This is a genomic window from Arthrobacter sp. 135MFCol5.1, from assembly GCF_000374865.1.
Lineage (GTDB): Bacteria > Actinomycetota > Actinomycetes > Actinomycetales > Micrococcaceae > Arthrobacter.
In genome coordinates, this window is the sequence record NZ_KB895465.1 from 35,248 (window position 1) to 50,761 (window position 15,514).

General features: G+C 69.0%; 12 protein-coding genes. 4 read left to right on the plus strand and 8 right to left on the minus strand.

Annotated features, from left to right (window positions below):
* Nucleotides 1–18 precede the first annotated feature (18 nt).
* From C563_RS0117280 to C563_RS0117295, 4 genes are all read right to left on the minus strand, one after another.
* Nucleotides 19–2,355, minus strand: a complete 2,337-nt coding sequence (locus C563_RS0117280) for a beta-galactosidase (RefSeq protein ID WP_018763329.1) — start codon at nucleotides 2,353–2,355, stop codon at nucleotides 19–21.
* A gap of 10 nt (nucleotides 2,356–2,365) precedes the next feature.
* Nucleotides 2,366–3,682 (minus strand): cellulase-like family protein, encoded by a 1,317-nt coding sequence (locus C563_RS0117285; protein ID WP_018763330.1) that lies wholly within the window; start codon nucleotides 3,680–3,682, stop codon nucleotides 2,366–2,368.
* Nucleotides 3,679–6,996, minus strand: coding sequence for a DUF5107 domain-containing protein (locus tag C563_RS0117290; protein WP_043424391.1), 3,318 nt, complete (start codon nucleotides 6,994–6,996; stop codon nucleotides 3,679–3,681). The genes C563_RS0117285 and C563_RS0117290 overlap by 4 nt, the downstream gene beginning before the upstream one ends.
* Before the next feature lie 93 nt (nucleotides 6,997–7,089).
* Nucleotides 7,090–7,476, minus strand: a complete 387-nt coding sequence (locus tag C563_RS0117295) for a CBU_0592 family membrane protein (RefSeq protein ID WP_018763332.1) — start codon at nucleotides 7,474–7,476, stop codon at nucleotides 7,090–7,092.
* A gap of 258 nt (nucleotides 7,477–7,734) precedes the next feature.
* Between C563_RS0117295 and C563_RS0117300 the strand changes: the two genes are divergently transcribed.
* From C563_RS0117300 to C563_RS0117310, 3 genes are all read left to right on the plus strand, one after another.
* Nucleotides 7,735–8,184 (plus strand): helix-turn-helix transcriptional regulator, encoded by a 450-nt coding sequence (locus C563_RS0117300; RefSeq protein ID WP_026265025.1) that lies wholly within the window; start codon nucleotides 7,735–7,737, stop codon nucleotides 8,182–8,184.
* Entirely contained in the window at nucleotides 8,181–8,600 is a 420-nt protein-coding gene (locus C563_RS0117305; protein WP_018763334.1) for a VOC family protein, read from the plus strand. Before C563_RS0117300 ends, C563_RS0117305 begins: the two co-directional genes overlap by 4 nt.
* Before the next feature lie 92 nt (nucleotides 8,601–8,692).
* The gene (locus C563_RS0117310) at nucleotides 8,693–11,083 is read left to right on the plus strand and encodes an excinuclease ABC subunit UvrA (RefSeq protein WP_018763335.1); all 2,391 of its coding nucleotides are present in this window, start codon (nucleotides 8,693–8,695) and stop codon (nucleotides 11,081–11,083) included.
* Between the two features lie 82 nt (nucleotides 11,084–11,165).
* Here the strand turns inward: C563_RS0117310 and C563_RS21575 are convergent, their stop codons facing one another.
* The gene (locus C563_RS21575) at nucleotides 11,166–12,137 is read right to left on the minus strand and encodes an alpha/beta hydrolase (RefSeq protein WP_018763336.1); all 972 of its coding nucleotides are present in this window, start codon (nucleotides 12,135–12,137) and stop codon (nucleotides 11,166–11,168) included.
* A gap of 56 nt (nucleotides 12,138–12,193) precedes the next feature.
* Here C563_RS21575 and C563_RS0117320 point away from each other — a divergent pair, with 56 nt between their 5' ends.
* The gene (locus C563_RS0117320) at nucleotides 12,194–12,766 is read left to right on the plus strand and encodes an MOSC domain-containing protein (protein ID WP_018763337.1); all 573 of its coding nucleotides are present in this window, start codon (nucleotides 12,194–12,196) and stop codon (nucleotides 12,764–12,766) included.
* Between the two features lie 131 nt (nucleotides 12,767–12,897).
* On the opposite strand, the gene C563_RS0117325 is transcribed toward C563_RS0117320, so the two are convergent.
* From C563_RS0117325 to C563_RS0117335, 3 genes are read right to left on the minus strand one after another with little or no spacing between them, the layout of a single operon-like run.
* Complete coding sequence (locus C563_RS0117325; protein WP_018763338.1) at nucleotides 12,898–13,878, minus strand: cyclase family protein; 981 nt, start codon at nucleotides 13,876–13,878, stop codon at nucleotides 12,898–12,900.
* Nucleotides 13,875–14,132, minus strand: a complete 258-nt coding sequence (locus C563_RS0117330; RefSeq protein ID WP_018763339.1) for a hypothetical protein — start codon at nucleotides 14,130–14,132, stop codon at nucleotides 13,875–13,877. Before C563_RS0117330 ends, C563_RS0117325 begins: the two co-directional genes overlap by 4 nt.
* A gap of 9 nt (nucleotides 14,133–14,141) precedes the next feature.
* On the minus strand, nucleotides 14,142–15,479 hold the full coding sequence (locus C563_RS0117335; protein WP_018763340.1) for a TRAP transporter large permease subunit: 1,338 nt from the start codon (nucleotides 15,477–15,479) through the stop codon (nucleotides 14,142–14,144).
* Nucleotides 15,480–15,514: the final 35 nt, after the last annotated feature.

Sequence of the window (15,514 nt, forward strand, 5' to 3'; positions counted from 1 at the left end):
CTACGACGGCGGGAGGGCTCAGCCCAGGTCTTCCCGCCAATCGGACCAGCACACCAGCTGCACCCTTTCAACGGCAAGCAAGTCCCCCGATGTGGCGTCCCGCAGGCGCTGGGCCGCGGCGGGCAGCCCCACCGCGGCACCCTTGGAAAGCGGCAGGACCTGGAGCAAGACCTCCGAGCCGGCGCGGATGCCGGCATCGCCGGTGTCGATGACCCACTCCGATCCGTCCCAGAAGCGGTCGGCCACCACACGGCCGTCCACGAGCAGCCGGGCAACGTCACCCGCCCAGGTGACCTCCAACTCGGTGGACGCACCGCCGGTGGCGGGGTCCGTCGTCGGAAGTTCAAGCCTGTACTCCGCGGAGAGCTCCGCTATCGCTTCCGGGCCCGGCGCGGCAGCCCGGCCCGCCAGCGAGCCGAAGGACGCCGGAATGGCGGCCGCAGCGCGGACCGGCACCAGGGGAACGTCGCGGCGGGCAGGTGCCCTCAACTGCACTGCGGCAGATACAGCCTCAAACCGCCCGGTTTCGCTTGCATACCGCTGGACCGAGGGCGCGCCCAGCGAGCGGCCCGCCAGCAAGCCGCCGGCGTCCATCCAGACCGGTTCGGCGGACAGCACCAGCTCCCGGCCGCGCGGCGTCTCCAGCACCCACGCCTGGTCTGCCGAGGAAGCAGGGAGGACCAGGATCTTCAAGGCACCCCCGGAACACGTCGCCGTCACCGGAGCCAGGGACGGCCGGACAGCCCAGGCATTCCCGCCCAGCGGAGCAGCCTCGCCTTCCAGGACCGTCCCCTCCGGCAGGCACAGCCGCGGTTCGATGCCCGCTTCCGCGGCGAGCACCAGTGTCGGCGGTCCCCCGGAATCGAGCACTGTCAGCGCGGAGGCGGTGGCCCAGAGCAACCGGACGCCCCCAACCTCCAGGTTCACCGGCCAGGCGGCGATGGTGCCTGCGGGGATGTCTACGGGCACGTCCGGAACCGTCACAGGCCCATCTGCCAGACCCAGGCGGAACTGCGCACCACTATATGCCGGAAGCGGTATATGCGGCTGGTGCCAGGTAAGGAACACAAAACCGGACGTCCCGTCGGAGCGCAACGCCCAGCGCAGCGTCTCCGAGTCCTCCACGCCGGACGGCTCCCGGTCCGGCAGGGTGGACGGCATCGGCGCCAGGAGGTCCCCGAACGCGGCGAGGAACGCGTGCTGCCGGCGCAGCAGGGCAAAGCCCGGCGCCAGCCTGCCGGATGCACCGATGGGCGCATGGAAGTCGTAGTCGAACTCCGGGAGGTCGTTCGGGTAGCCAGTCGCCTGGGTCTCCTGCAGGCCGGCCGCGGGGTTCGTCCCGCCGGCGAACATGTAATAGCCCTGCCAGCCGGAGCCGCTGCCGATCTTGTTGTTGGACACGGCCGCCACGTCCTTGCCCGCTGGCCATGGCCGGCGTTGATAGGCCGTGGCCATGCCGCCGGTCAGCTCGCAGGTGGCCGCCGGATAAAGGTCGGAGGTGGACCGGGGCGGCGCGGCCTCGTTTCCGGACAGGTGTTCGCGGAGGTCGGCCCCGATGCCGGGATCGTCCCACTGGTGGCTGAAGAAGTAGTGCTGGCGGAACGTCGGATCCCACGGCGCGCCGGCATCCACCCAGAATCCGTCCCCGTAACCGCCGAAGACCGGCAGCACCTCGGCCCCGGGCAGGTCCGCCCCGCCCCACGCGGTCGCGGTCCAGAGGGGGGCGCCGAGCCCGGCCGCCCGGGCCAGCTCCTTCAACCGGGAAAGATGGGCCGGCTGGTCGTAGAGCTCGTTTTCCAACTGGATGCCGATCACGTTGCTGTCCGGCCCGCACAAGCCGCGCAGTTCGCCCCCCAGCCGGTTGTACCAGCGCTCCACCATGGCCAGGTAGGCGGGATCATTGGTGCGGTGGCGGACGGGGGCCGCCTGCACCCAGTCCGGAAAGCCGCCGTTGCGGACCTCGCCGTGGGCCCAGGGCCCGATGCGCAGGACGACGTCCAGGTCCAGCGCGGCACAGAGCCGGACGAACGCCGCAACATCGAGGTTGCCGTCAAAGCGCGGATCACCTTCCACCGGCTCGTGGTGGATCCAGAAGACGTAGCAGGCCACTACGGTGATACCGCCGGCTTTCATCAGGCGGAGCCTGTCCTCCCAGCGGTTCCTGGGCAGCCGGCTGAAGTGGATTTCCCCGGAGACCGGGATGGCCGGGCGTCCGCCACACTCCAGGTAGTGGTTGGTGACCCGCCACCTGCCGTGCGGATCCTCGGTGTTGCTCATGGCCGGCCGCAGCAAGGCATTGCCGTGCGGCCGGTGGGTGGCGGTCAGGAGGTCAAGGGCCGTGTTCGGGGAGGGCATGGCGGATCTTTCAGGTCACGGGTGCGGTACGGATCAGGTGGTTCATGCGGCGCTGCCAGTCTTCGTCGGCCCACAGGGGGTGGTGCGGCGCAGCGTTGGAGCACAGCACCATGCCCCACACGCCGTGCTCCAGGGCGGTGCGGATGGCGTGTTCGGCGAGGTCGCGGCCCACCGGCCCCTCCTCGAAGGTGCCCAGCAGCGGTGTGTAGCCGATCCAGCCCTCGCCCACCACCGCGGGAACGTCCTTCCAGCGGGCCCATGCGGCGATGGCGGTCACCCGCGATTCAATCTCGCGCCGCATCACTTCCCGGTAGGGCCCGTATTCGTTGTACAGCCAGGTGTCCCAGGCATCGGGATCGAGCCAGTCGTAGCCGTAGAGCATCTGGCCGGTGACCACGGTGGCGCGGTACTTCCATTCCGCCAGGCGGCCATACTCCGCGACCGAGGGTGCGCCAGGCTTCAGCAAAGCCCGCAGTGCCCGGTTGGGAAACCCGCCGCTCCCTTCGGAACGGATGTCGATCTGCTGCTGCAGGGCGTCCAGCACGCCGTAGCTGTACACGTGGAACTGCGCCGCGCCCAGGCCCTCCGGCAGGGTATGCATGGCAAGGTGCGGCGGCTTGCCGTAGCTGGCCGTGATCAACAGGTCCGGATGCAGCGAGCGCAGCCGCTCCACCTCACTACTGCCGTTGGCGAGCGGCGGGAGGATGGAGAAGTCCACCTCGTTGTGCAGTTCCACCAGGGCGATGCGGTCCCGGTGCCCGGCATCCGACACCTCGCCGATCAGCCGGTCCCAGGCGTCGGCCAGGGCACGGTACCGGTCTTCCAGCGGGACGGCGTCAATGGCTTCGAACCATTCCGGCGATTCTGCGAAGGCGGGTGACTGCTGGTACTCCCAGCTAGCCAGGATCACCACCAGCCCGTGCCGTGCGGCGGCCTCGAACAGGTCCAGGAGCCGGGCCCGCAGGTTGATCCTGTACCCGCCGGGAACGTCATACCAGCGGGTCCCCCTGCCGTATATCCCGCCGTCGGGCGCCGTTCCCAGTCCTTCGATCGCCAGGTCCTCCGCGAGCGCCTCCAGCCCCAGCCCGCCCTGGAGCAGCAGCGGTGCGGCGCAGATGCGGACGGCGTTGTATCCGAGCCCGGCGGCCCGTGCGCAGGCGGCGTCCAGGTCCGCGAAGGGTCCGCCGGCCTCGGCGCGGGTATACCAGGAGAAGTCCCAGAGGCTGATGGCCAGGCGGGGCGGAAGGTGCGACGGCGGTGCGCCCGTCAGGGAGCACGTGTCGCCGTGCACCGTGCCGGACCCGAGGTAGCGGGGTGCTTCAGTCATTGGGTTGACACTCCTTCCAGCTTCGGGCTGCCGGTGAGCAGGCGGCCCTGCCCGGCCAACTCCCGCAGTGACGCAGCCGCGGTGCGACGGGATGCAGCGGTGTCGGTGGCGAACAGCAACAGTTCAGGGAGGGATGTTGCGAAATAGTCGGGCGCGGCGGGAGCGGCTTCCAGTTCGTCGGCCCGTTCCTCCAGCCGGCGCCATACGCCTTCGGCGTCTCCACCCCTGCCCAGGCGGGACATGGCAACGCCGCGCCAGTAGTCGGCCGGGCCGGCCGGGCCGGGGTCAACGGCCAGGGGGCCGGCCTGCCGGCAGGGTCGAGTCCAGGCCTCCACCGCGGCCTGAGCGTCCCCGGCACGTTCCAGCGCATCGCCGAGCGCCACGAAGCGTTCAGCCATGCTGTCCCGGGGATGCCGGCCTTCGCCCAGGTTCGCGGGCGCTTCGATGCCCGTGCGCAGCAAGGTGGCGGCCGCCGTCGGGTCCTGCTCCATCAACGTCCGCGCATGCTGCACCGCTGCCCGGTCGTATGCCGCGAGCACCAGGCCCTCACCCCCCTCGAAGGGCTGGAACGTGCGGGATCCAAGGAGTGCCAGGGCCTCCTGCGGCCGCCCCGCGTCGGTCAGCAGGTTGGCGTAGAGAACAGCAAGATCGTCCCGCGCCAGGACGGCCGGTCCATGCTGTTCGATGGCGGCGAGCCGCTCCCCGGCGGGCAGCCCGCGGAGTTCCGACAGGACGGACCGTTCGAAGACGAGCCGCGCGTCATCCGGGCTTAGTTCCAGGGCCCGGGCAAAATACGCATCAGCGGCGGCGGGGTCGCCACCGGTATTAACCGTGGCCAGCGCAGCATTGCGCCACACCACGGGATCGGTGGACCCGTGGATCATCGCTTTCTGCAGGTGGCCCAGCGCATCCTTGGTCCGTTCCGCGTCAAGCAGCCAGCAACCCAGCAGCCCGTGCGCCACGGGATCACGCGGGTCGGCTTCGAGGGCCCGGTGCAGCGCATCGAACTCGTCCAGGCCGTACGGGAAAGCATGGGTAGTGTCCGCCCGCCGCGCCTTTGCCCGATGCGCGGCAGCCTCCTGCGGGTCCAGCAGTTCTTCCAGCCATCCGGCGCGCAAGTAGTGGCGGATGGGCGCGGGGTTGCCGAAGGCCGGGTCAGCACCCGCGGGCGGCGCGCTTTCGGTCAGGTCCAGGGCGCGCTGCCACTGGCCTGCGCGGGCCAGCCAGCAGGCGACGGCCAGGCCGGTCTTGGGGTCTGCGACGTCAAGGGATCCGGCGAGCGAGAGGGCCACGGGATCGAGTGGATCCGCGGCCAGGATGTCCTGCAGCAGCCGGGCGCTGTCAGCCCTGCGGCCCAAGTTTTCCAGGGCCAGGTACCGGAGATGCCTGGCTTCCGGGCTGGTTGATTCCAGGGCCAGCGCGGCATCGGCATGACGGAGCCCGGTGGCCGGCTCACCTTCCCGGAGTGCCAACCGGGCCAAGGCGAGGCGGGCAGGGTGCGCCCAGGCCCTGTCCCAGGCGGCCTTCCCGAAGCGTTCACGGGCCTCAGCGAGCCGGCCCGTTCGTTCCAGGACCAGGCCCAGCCGGTAGCTTGCCTCCCCGCTGGGAGGGTTCAGGTTGCGGCCGGTCAGCCGGTCCAGGGCGGTTTCAAGGAGCTTCCGGGCCCCGGCATAGGCCCCGGTCCGATACTGGGTGGCAGCAAGGGCGGTGGCGGCGCGGGAATCCCCTGGATCCCGGCGGAGCATCTCCTCAAGGTAGGGCTGGGGCCTCCTGGTGGGGTGCCGGTTTTGGGCCAGGTGGGTTGCGGTGACATGGAGCTCGTCAGCGCTTTCGATCTCCCGCGGAGGCGCTGGTTCGGTGGCTGCCCAGGGCTCTGCGGGACGGTCCGTTGGCTGCCGTGGGGTCCAGGAGATGAGTTCCCTGGCGCCTTCCATGACGCTGAGGGCCAGGTCCGTTTCCTCGGCCGGGGCGGGCAGCTGAACCGTGGCGGTGAAGGGCCGGTCCGGGGATAGTCCGGCGGTCCACGTGTGGAGGGTTTCGCCATGCAGGGCCAGGACCACCGTGGCATTTTCCGTATGGCCCGTGCCGGCAACACCCACCGTGGCGGTCCGGCCGGCGTCGTCAAGGGTAAGCGCGACGGCGGCCTCCAGGTTCGCCTGGTGCGCCGGGCCGATGTGCCGGATGGGGTACCAGTACTGGCTGAAGGTGCGCGTCTCGCCAGGAGCGAGGTAGCTGAAGTCCGGCTGGTTGTCGGTGAAGACGCCGGCCATCAACTCGACGTACGGGCCGTCGTCGTCCGTTAGGTGCTTGTCCCAGGCCTTGCCCACGGAACCGTTCCCCCACGTCCACTGTTTCTTGCCGGGTGCAATGCTGCGGTCCGCCCAATGCACGAAGCCGGCCTTGGCGTCGTGGTCGTATCCGCCGAAGAAGCTGTCAGCCGTGTCTGTGACCATGTAGGACGTGGGGACGGGGATGTTGGCGTAGAAATCGAGCCGGTCGGCATCCGGGGTTCCATGCTGTCCGGCGAGCGCGGGGTAGTCCACGCCGTAGTAGGGCCGGTCGGCGCGGGGGAAGGCCGTGATGGCGCGGCGTGCATGGTCCGCCACGTGGGACACGTCGGTGGGGAAGAAGGACTGGTAGTTCCCGTGCACGCGGGCGGCGGCGTTCGCCCACCACAGGAAGGTTTGGGGCTCGTCCGTACGGTTGTAGAGCCGGGCCTCCACCTCGATGAGGGAGCTGCCTGGCCGGAGGCGGACGCCATGGGTTCCGCGCATCCGCTGCAACGGGTCCAGGTCCGTGTGCCAGGCGGTGACGCTGCCGTCGCCGGCAGGCTCCACGGCGGTTTCCACCGGCAGGAACGTGCCGGGCCGGTGGTGCTGGGGCCAGTTGAATTCCACTCCGCCGGAGATCCAGGGCCCGGCCAGTCCCACCAGCCCGGGCTTGATCACGTTGTTCCGGTAGAAGAAGTCATAGCCTGCGGTCTTGTCATATCCCACGTGGATGCGGCCGCCGATTTCGGGCAGCAGCATCAGGCGGACGTACCGGTTTTCCAGGTGGATGGCCTGCCACAGCCTGGGCTTCTTGTCCGGTTCGATGCTGTCGATGAACGGCATGGGGTACACCTTGCCGCTGGATCCCTGGTACACCCGCCGGTCAAGGAACAACGGATACCGGTCCGGCTCCCCTGGGGTGTAGGTGTCGATAAGGACGGGTTCGCTCCAGCAGGCCACGCCGCCTGCATCCAGGATGTCCTGCTGGTCCCGCGGCGCATCGGGCAGCACAATCCTGCCCGGCGGGGTAAGTTCGTTGGTCACCCCCCAAGGCTATGAAGGCGCCCTAGGCGGTGGCCATGGCAAAAACGCGCGATTATATGGACGATCGTGTACGCGGCGTTGGCCCCGATGAGCCTAAAGCGCCAGCCGCGGCCCGTCCCCGGCGGGATGGACCGACGGCATGACCGGCAGGGACCCGGTAAGGGCTTCCACCACAGCGAGCTGGCCGGTGCCGTCCGGAACCCCCGGGTACTGGACCTGCGCCGGTTCGAGGGAGGGGGCCGGGTCTTCCTGCCGCATCCGGACCAGCGCCACCGCGGAGATCAGGAACCAGGCCACGTTCGTGACGACGGACGGCCAGGCCCCGTGCAGGGTTCCGTTAATGATGAAGGCAACGGAACCGAACAGGTTGGCCGTCTGGAAGCCCTTGCCTGCCTTCAGCCAGCCCATGGAAACGGCCAGGTACGCACTGAGTATCGCAACCGCGCCTGCCCAGCCGGCAATTTCCCACAGCAGTTCCATGGCGTCCTTCCAAGGTGGTGCCTGCGCAGTATCCGGGCAGGGCTCAAGATGGTGAATCAAGGTTTGGTTTCGCCGCGTGCCGGACCCGCGGGACCGCTCACATCCAGCTCTGCGTTGCCTCAAGCCCTGTTCGGGCGAGGACCTCATACGCTGGCCGGCGGCATAATCATACCCCGCACCCCGGAGCACTTTTGACGCCCGGTTCCCCGCCGCCGAAGAGGGTGGACAAGACCCCCGCGGCGTAGCACGATCGGAGCTGTGACCAGCAGTCCAGCCGCCGATCCCTACCTCCGGGAACTCACCCAACTCCGCCGCGTCAAGGACCGGATGGACCGGGAGTACGCGCAGCCGCTGGACGTTGAATCCCTCGCCAGGGACGTGCACATGTCCGCGGGCCACTTCAGCCGCCGGTTCAAGCTCGCCTACGGGGAATCCCCGTACAGCTACCTCATGACCCGCCGCATTGAACGCGCCATGGCGCTTCTCCGCATGGGGGACCTCAGCGTGACGGACGTGTGCTTCGCCGTCGGCTGTTCCTCGCTGGGGACCTTCAGCACCCGCTTCAGCGAACTGGTGGGGATGCCGCCCAGCGTCTACAAGCAGGAGGCAGCGAACTCGACGGCGGGGATCCCCGCCTGCGTGGCGAAGCAGGTCACCAGACCGGTCAGGAATCGAGAAGCGCCCGACCCTGAGCCGTTACTAGCATGACTGCCATGGACATCAACATTTCCTCAACCTTCCTTCCCGCCACCGATCCCGACGCCTCGCTGGCGTTCTACCGCGACGCCCTGGGCTTCGAAATCCGCAACGACGTTGGCCGGGGGACCATGCGGTGGATCACCGTGGGGCCGGCCGGCCAGAAGGACGTCTCCATCGTCCTGCATCCGCCGGCGGTGGACCCCGGCATCACCGACGACGAGCGCCGCACCATCGCCGAAATGATGGCCAAAGGCACCTACGCCACGATCGTCCTCTCGTCTCCGGACGTGGACGCGGCGTTCGCCAAGGTGGAGGCCGCCGGGGCCGACGTCGTGCAGGAACCCATCGACCAGCCCTACGGAGTCCGCGACTGCGCCTTCCGCGACCCGGCCGGCAACACCGTGCGCATCAACCAGCAGCCTTAGGCATATAACCAGCAACGTATAAAACGGACGACGCCGCGGGAGGCTGCCAGCGCAGCCTCCCCGCAGTGCCGCCCAGGACACAGGGGGACACCTTGAGCACCGACACCAGCACCGACGCCGCGCACACCGGAATGCATCTGGCCGACAGCCACGACATCATCCGGGTCCAGGGCGCACGGGAAAACAACCTCAAGGACGTCAGCCTTGAGCTGCCCAAGCGGCGGCTCACCGCGTTCACGGGAGTATCCGGCTCGGGCAAGAGCTCCCTGGTGTTCGCCACCATCGCCGCCGAATCGCAGCGCATGATCAACGAGACCTACAGTGCGTTCGTCCAAGGCTTCATGCCCAGCCTGGCCCGGCCTGATGTGGACCGGCTGGAGGGGCTCACGACGGCGATCATCGTGGACCAGGAGCGGATGGGCGCCAACCCGCGGTCCACCGTGGGCACCGCCACGGATGCCAACGCCATGCTGCGGATCCTGTTCAGCCGGCTGGGCCAGCCCTACGTCGGGCCGCCCACCGCCTTCTCCTTCAACGTGCCCACCCGCAAGGCCAGCGGCGTCATGAGCACCGAAAAGGGCGGCCGGGTGGAAAAGAACGTGGTCCGCCAGGTGACCTACCTCGGCGGCATGTGCCCGAGGTGCGAGGGCATGGGCAACGTCAGCGACATCGACCGGACCGCCCTGTACGACGATTCGAAGTCCCTGGCCGAGGGCGCCCTCACCGTCCCCGGCTACTCCATGGACGGCTGGTACGGCCGGCTGTTCGAGGGCATGAGCCTGCCCATGGACAAACCGATCGCGACGTTCACGGCGAAACAGCTGGACACGATGCTGTACGCCGAGCCCACCAAGATCAAGGTGGAGGGCGTCAACCTCACCTTCGAAGGCATCATCCCCAAGATCCAGAAGTCCATGCTGTCCAAGGACGTGGAGGCCATGCAGCCGCACGTGAAGCGGTTCGTGGAACGGGCGGTCACGTTCGCCACCTGCCCGGACTGCGGCGGCACGCGCCTCACGCCGGAGGTGCTCGACTCGCGGATCAACGGCAAGAACATCGCGGACCTGTGCACCATGCAGATCAGCGACCTCGCGCAGTGGATCCGCGGCCTGGACGAGCCCACGGTGCGCCCGCTGCTGGCCGGGCTGCGGGACCTCCTGGATTCCTTCGCGGAGATCGGCCTGGGCTACCTGTCACTGGACCGTCCGGCCGGCACCCTGTCCGGCGGCGAAGCGCAGCGGACCAAGATGATCCGGCACCTGGGCTCGTCCCTCACCGACGTCACCTATGTCTTCGACGAGCCAAGTATCGGCCTGCACCCGCACGACATCGAGCGGATGAACACGCTCCTGCTGCAGCTGCGGGACAAAGGCAACACCGTCCTGGTGGTGGAGCACAAACCGGAGATGATCGCGATCGCCGACCACGTCGTCGACCTCGGTCCGGGCGCCGGTGCCGGCGGTGGTGAGATCGTCTACGAGGGCGACGTCGACGGGTTGCGTGCCAGCGGCACCATCACCGGGCGGCACCTGGGTGACAAGTCCCGGCTGAAGGACTCGGTCCGGGCGGCCCGCGGCGCGCTGGAGGTGCGCGGCGCCTCCACCAACAACCTGCGCGACGTGGACGTCGACGTGCCGCTGGGGGTGCTGTGCGTGGTGACGGGCGTGGCGGGGTCCGGCAAGAGCTCGCTGATCCACGGCTCATTGGCGAAGCGTGACGGGGTGATCGTCATTGACCAGGGCGCCATCAAGGGGTCCCGGCGCAGCAATCCGGCCACCTACACCGGGCTGCTGGAACCCATCCGCAAAGCCTTCGCCAAAGCCAACGGGGTCAAGCCTGCGCTGTTCAGCTCAAACTCCGAGGGCGCCTGCCCCACCTGTAATGGCGCCGGCGTGATCTTCACCGAACTCGGCGTCATGGCCACGGTGGAGTCCACCTGCGAGGAATGTGAGGGCCACCGGTTCCAGGCCGCCGTCCTGGAGTACACCCTGGGCGGGAAGAATATCGCCGACGTCCTGGACCTGTCCGTGGACGCGGCGCTGGCGTGCTTTGCCGACGGCGAGGCCAAAACGCCCGCGGCGCACAAGGTCCTGGAGCGGCTTGCCGACGTCGGGCTGGGCTACATCACCCTGGGCCAGCCACTGACCACGTTGTCCGGCGGCGAGCGCCAGCGGCTCAAGCTCGCCTCGCAGATGGCCGAGGCCGGGGAGATCTACATCCTGGACGAGCCCACCGTCGGCCTGCACCTGGCCGACGTCGAACAGCTCCTTGGCCTGCTGGACCGGCTGGTCGGCTCCGGGAAATCCGTCATCGTCATCGAGCACCACCAGGCGGTCATGGCGCACGCGGACTGGATCATCGACATCGGCCCGGGAGCCGGGCACGACGGCGGCTCGATCGTTTTTGAGGGTACGCCGGCGGATCTGGTCGCCGGCCGGGCCACGCTCACCGGGCAGCACCTGGCGGCCTACGTCGGAGCTTGATCCGGGCGGTGCCGGCGGTTGCACCCGCCGGCGGTTGCGCCTGCCGGCGGTTGCGCCTGCCGGTGGTTGAGTCTGTCGAAACCTAGCTCCGCTGGAGCTGCCCCAGGAAGGACACGGTAGCTGCAGCGATCTGCTGCTCCGCTGCCTGCCGGCTGATGCCGGGTTCGCCGTCACCGGGCTGCGCCCCGTAGTCGCCAAAGAACGCGTGCACCCCGCCCTGGACCGCGGCGAACTCCGTATCCACGGGGAGGAGGTCCCGGGATGCCTGGATCTTGGCGGGGGTGCTGAGTCCGTCCTGGCTGCCGGAAACGGACAGGACGGACAGGCCGGTCCGCCCGCGCAGGGATTCGATCGGGTAGGAAGCGTAGAGAACCAGCCCGCTGACATCGGTGTTGGCCAGGGCGAAGGACGATGCTGATACCCCACCAAGTGAGTGGCCGCCCACCGCCCAGGTCCTGATGTCCGGGTTGTCGGCCATGGCGCTCCTGGCCTGGCTTCCGTCCAGCAGGCTGAGCCCCAGCGGTTCCTTCAGGATGACCACCCGGTATCCGGCCCCCACGGCGGGGGCCAGGATGTCCTGGTACGCCTTGGCGTCCACCCGGGCACCCGGGTAGAAAACCAACCCCTTGGTGGCAGTCCTGCCCTCCGGTGACATGGTGATGGCGGTGGCTGACTCGGTGACGGCGAGGTCCGACGTCGGGCCCGCCTCCGCTGCCTGGCCCGGCTGGTAGGCAAAGGGGCTTAGCCAGGCCAGGCCGGCGGCGAGCGCCAGCACGGCGATCCTGCCCGCCCAGGCGCCGACGGCCCGGACACGGGAGCGGGGCCGCGGAACATCGCGGCGCACCCACAGCAGGATGGCCCAGACGACGCCGGCCGCAGCCGCCACCAGCAGGATGCCCGGCAGCAGGGGGTGTCCGCCCAGGACTGCGGGATTGCCGGCAAGCATCCACGCGGGAACCAGGAGGAGGGCGGCGGCACAGGCCACCGACGCCCAGAAGAGGACGGTCCTGTGCCTGGCGGGCAGAACCCGGGCTGCGGTTGGTGAGGTATCCATGGGTCTGATCTTTCCACCGGGCGGCCGGATTGCGGGGAACGGCATACGCTGGCGGTATGGCTGAAAGCTTCCGGTACGACGTCGAGATCCTGCACCTGCTGGTGTCCCCCGCGCACGCCTACTTCGGCCGCGCCCGGGACGGTGCCGCCGATGTTCCGACCGAAGATGCTGCGCAGGCTGAGGTGGTGGCCGGGAAGGGCATCGTGGGTGACCGGTTCTTCGGCAAGGCCGCCCACATGGACGCAGCGGTGACCCTGTTCGCCGTCGAATCCCTCGAGGCGATCGCCGCCGAGCTGGGCTCGCAGCCGTTCGATCCCCTGCTGACCCGGCGGAACGTGGTGCTCCGCGGGGCGCAGCTGGCGCCGCTGCTGGGCCACGATTTTGCCCTGGAGTCCGGCGGGGACGTGGTGGAGTTCCATGGCGGCAGGCATGCCCAGCCCTGCGCGTGGATGGACGGGATGCTCGCCCCGGGCGCCCACCCGGCCATGCGGGGCCGCGGCGGCATCCGGTGCCGCGCCCTGACCGGCGGGTTCCTGCACCGGGGCCCTGCCGTGCTGGCCAGTCCGGTGCCGCTGGATCCGGGCCGGGCCGGGGAGTCGAGTTTCCTGCGGCCCTCGCGGCTTCCCTAGTAACGCGTACGACGGCGTCACGCACGGCACGCTTTCGGCCCGCCATCGGCGGGGAAGCCCCGGAAACCCGGCCCACCGCCGTCGTCCGCTGCCTGAAAGCGTGCCCCGCGTGACGCGGGTGCGGCCTCAGCTCACATGATGGCGGTGGCGTTGGCCGGGGAGCCGGTGCCGCCGGTGATGTTCAGCGGCTTGATGCTGATGAACGCATCCCACGTGGCCGTGCTGCGCATGTGCCGCGCCAGGGGGCCGAGCCGCCACAGCTCCCCGAGCGGCATGCCGAGCTTGGCCAGGAGCTGCTGGTGCATCATGCCGTGGTCGTTGAAGGCGGACTCCCGGTAGGGACTGTCCGGGACGGCGGGGAGGCATTCGACGGCGAAGTTGTCGGCGGCGACGACGGCGAACCGGCTGTCCCAGGCCCAGGCCACGAACTCCTGCGACTGCGCCACGCCTGTTGCCTTCCGGCTCTCACGGAGGCGCTGTTTCTCTTCCGGGTCCAGCGCGAGGAACCATTCGCACCACCCGGTGTGGAGCAGGAGGATGTCGCCGGGACGGGTGGTCAGGGACTGGGACTCCATGGCTGCCTGAAGCAGGTCAAGGCCCAGCGGTTCCCCGCCTGCATGGTCGATGGGCTCCCCCACGCTTTTCCGGAAACCGTCGAGATCCACCAGGACTCCCCGCCCGGCGATGGGGTGCTCCGCCCATTCCTGGATGCCAAGGTCCGGCGTGCCCTCGGTGATCCGGTGGTCCGGGACGCCGTTGTAGAAGCCAACGTCATCTGCGCGACGGTGCCGGAGCCCGTCAATCTGCGTCGACCCCTGGAGGTAATACCCGTCCAGGTAGTCGTCCCGGTGGGCAGGGTGGGAGGAGTAAATGGTATGCCGGGGCGCGCTGCGTTTGAGCGACATCCCCGGGTCAAAGGCATCTGCGGGATAGTCCAGCCCGAACACGGTCCCGGACCGGATGCTGTTCCTGGCCTCGAGAAGGGCAGCCGGCGTGATGAAGGACGGCGTGCCCCTGCCCGGTTCGGGGAACAGGCCCCACGATGCACCCGCCAGGTTGCCCTCCCTCGCCAGGAGCTCCGCGAAGGTGGGAAAGGTTCCAGGTGCCGTCATCGGGTGGTGGCTTCCTGCTGCTGTTCGGCCTGTTTCCGGGGGCGCTGGTAGCTGAGCAGGAACCCGGCCACGGCGCACACCGATGCGGCAATGCACACGGGCGGCTTGACGTAGGTGTTGAAGAACTCGAGCCAGGCGTTTTGCCCGGCCACCAGGCCCGCGGCCTGCCCGGCAACGAACAGGACGCCGCCTGCCAGGAGGACGCCAAGGGTGAGGGTGAAGACGGTCTGGATGAACCTTCGGGGTGTGTTCATGGTGGTTCCTTAGATGGGCAGGATGCCGAGAATGATCAGCACGCCGATGACCAGCAGGGGCAGCGCATAGTGGGTGAGCAAGCGGGCGAAGGTCTTGATGGGGTTGACGTCCGCGATGCCGCAGGCCACATAGAGCGGTGCACCACCGGGCGGCACCGCGGCCTCGCAGGAGGAGAAAATGAGGACGGCGACGGCGGCAGTGGTGGCAGGCACCCCGGCCGCCACAAGGGCAGCCACGCCCACCGTTCCCACGGCGGCCATCGTGGCGGTGGCGGACAGGGGGGCTGCAACGGCGATGACGATCAGTCCGATCAGGATGGCAAGCAGCCACAGTGGCAGGTTCAGCCCGTTCAGCAGGGCGGTCATTTGCTTGGGCAGGCCGGTGGCGGCGAGCGCGTTGGCGCCGGCGAAAGCGAAGAGCACCGTGACGCCGACGATGCCGAACCGTGGGGCCGAGCCCTGCAGCAAGGTTCCCCAGTCCCGGCCGGTGCGGGGCAGCTGCTTCCTGCCCAGCAGCGCGCCCGTGATGAGGAGGACCACCGGGATCCAGACGATCACGCTGACGGACTTGCTGACGTCGCCGCCGGTCCAGTCGGAGAGGGCCGGGGTGAGGAACCCGGAGGTGACTGCCAGGGGGATGGCGACGACGACGAACAGCAGGAGCGTGGCCCATCCCTGGCCGAACGCGGTCCGGACAGACAGGCGGTGGGCGGCGTCGAGCGACGCCATTCCGCTCTTCCTGATGAGCAGCCACGTGACGATGAGCCGGTGCAGGAAGCACCACAGGCCGCCGAACAGCAGGGGAAGGACCAACGCGTTGATGTCCAGCAGGGGCCCCACCGTGGCCGAGCCGACGAGGACGAACATGGAGGCGCTGAACGGGAAGGTGATGCCCATCCCGGCGTTCCCGGCCACGAGGGTTGCGGCAGCCGGCTTGTCGAGCTTGGATTTTTCCATCCAGGGGATGGTCACGGAGCCTACCGTTGCGGCGATGGCGGCCTGGTTGTGGACCACTCCGCCCAGGCCTGCCGAGGCCACGGTGGAGACCCAGGCCGGACCGCCCTTGACTCCGCCGATCACGGAGTTCAACAGGTCGATCAGCCGGTCCAGGACGCCGCCCTTGTCCAGCAGGTAACCCATGAAGACGAACGCCATGGTGGCGTACACAATTTCGTCGGTCGCTGCCGAGGAAAGCGCTGACCAACCAACCTGTGCCGCGGCGGCTCCGGTGAACGGCAGCACTACCAGGAAGCCCAAGATCATGGCTTCCCCCACGCTGCGCTTGATCGCCGTCGTCCAGAGCAGGATGACGGCAAGGTAGGCGCCAAGTGCCCAAATGCCGATCATGCTGCTGCTCCTGTCGGCGGAATGCCGGTTGCTGT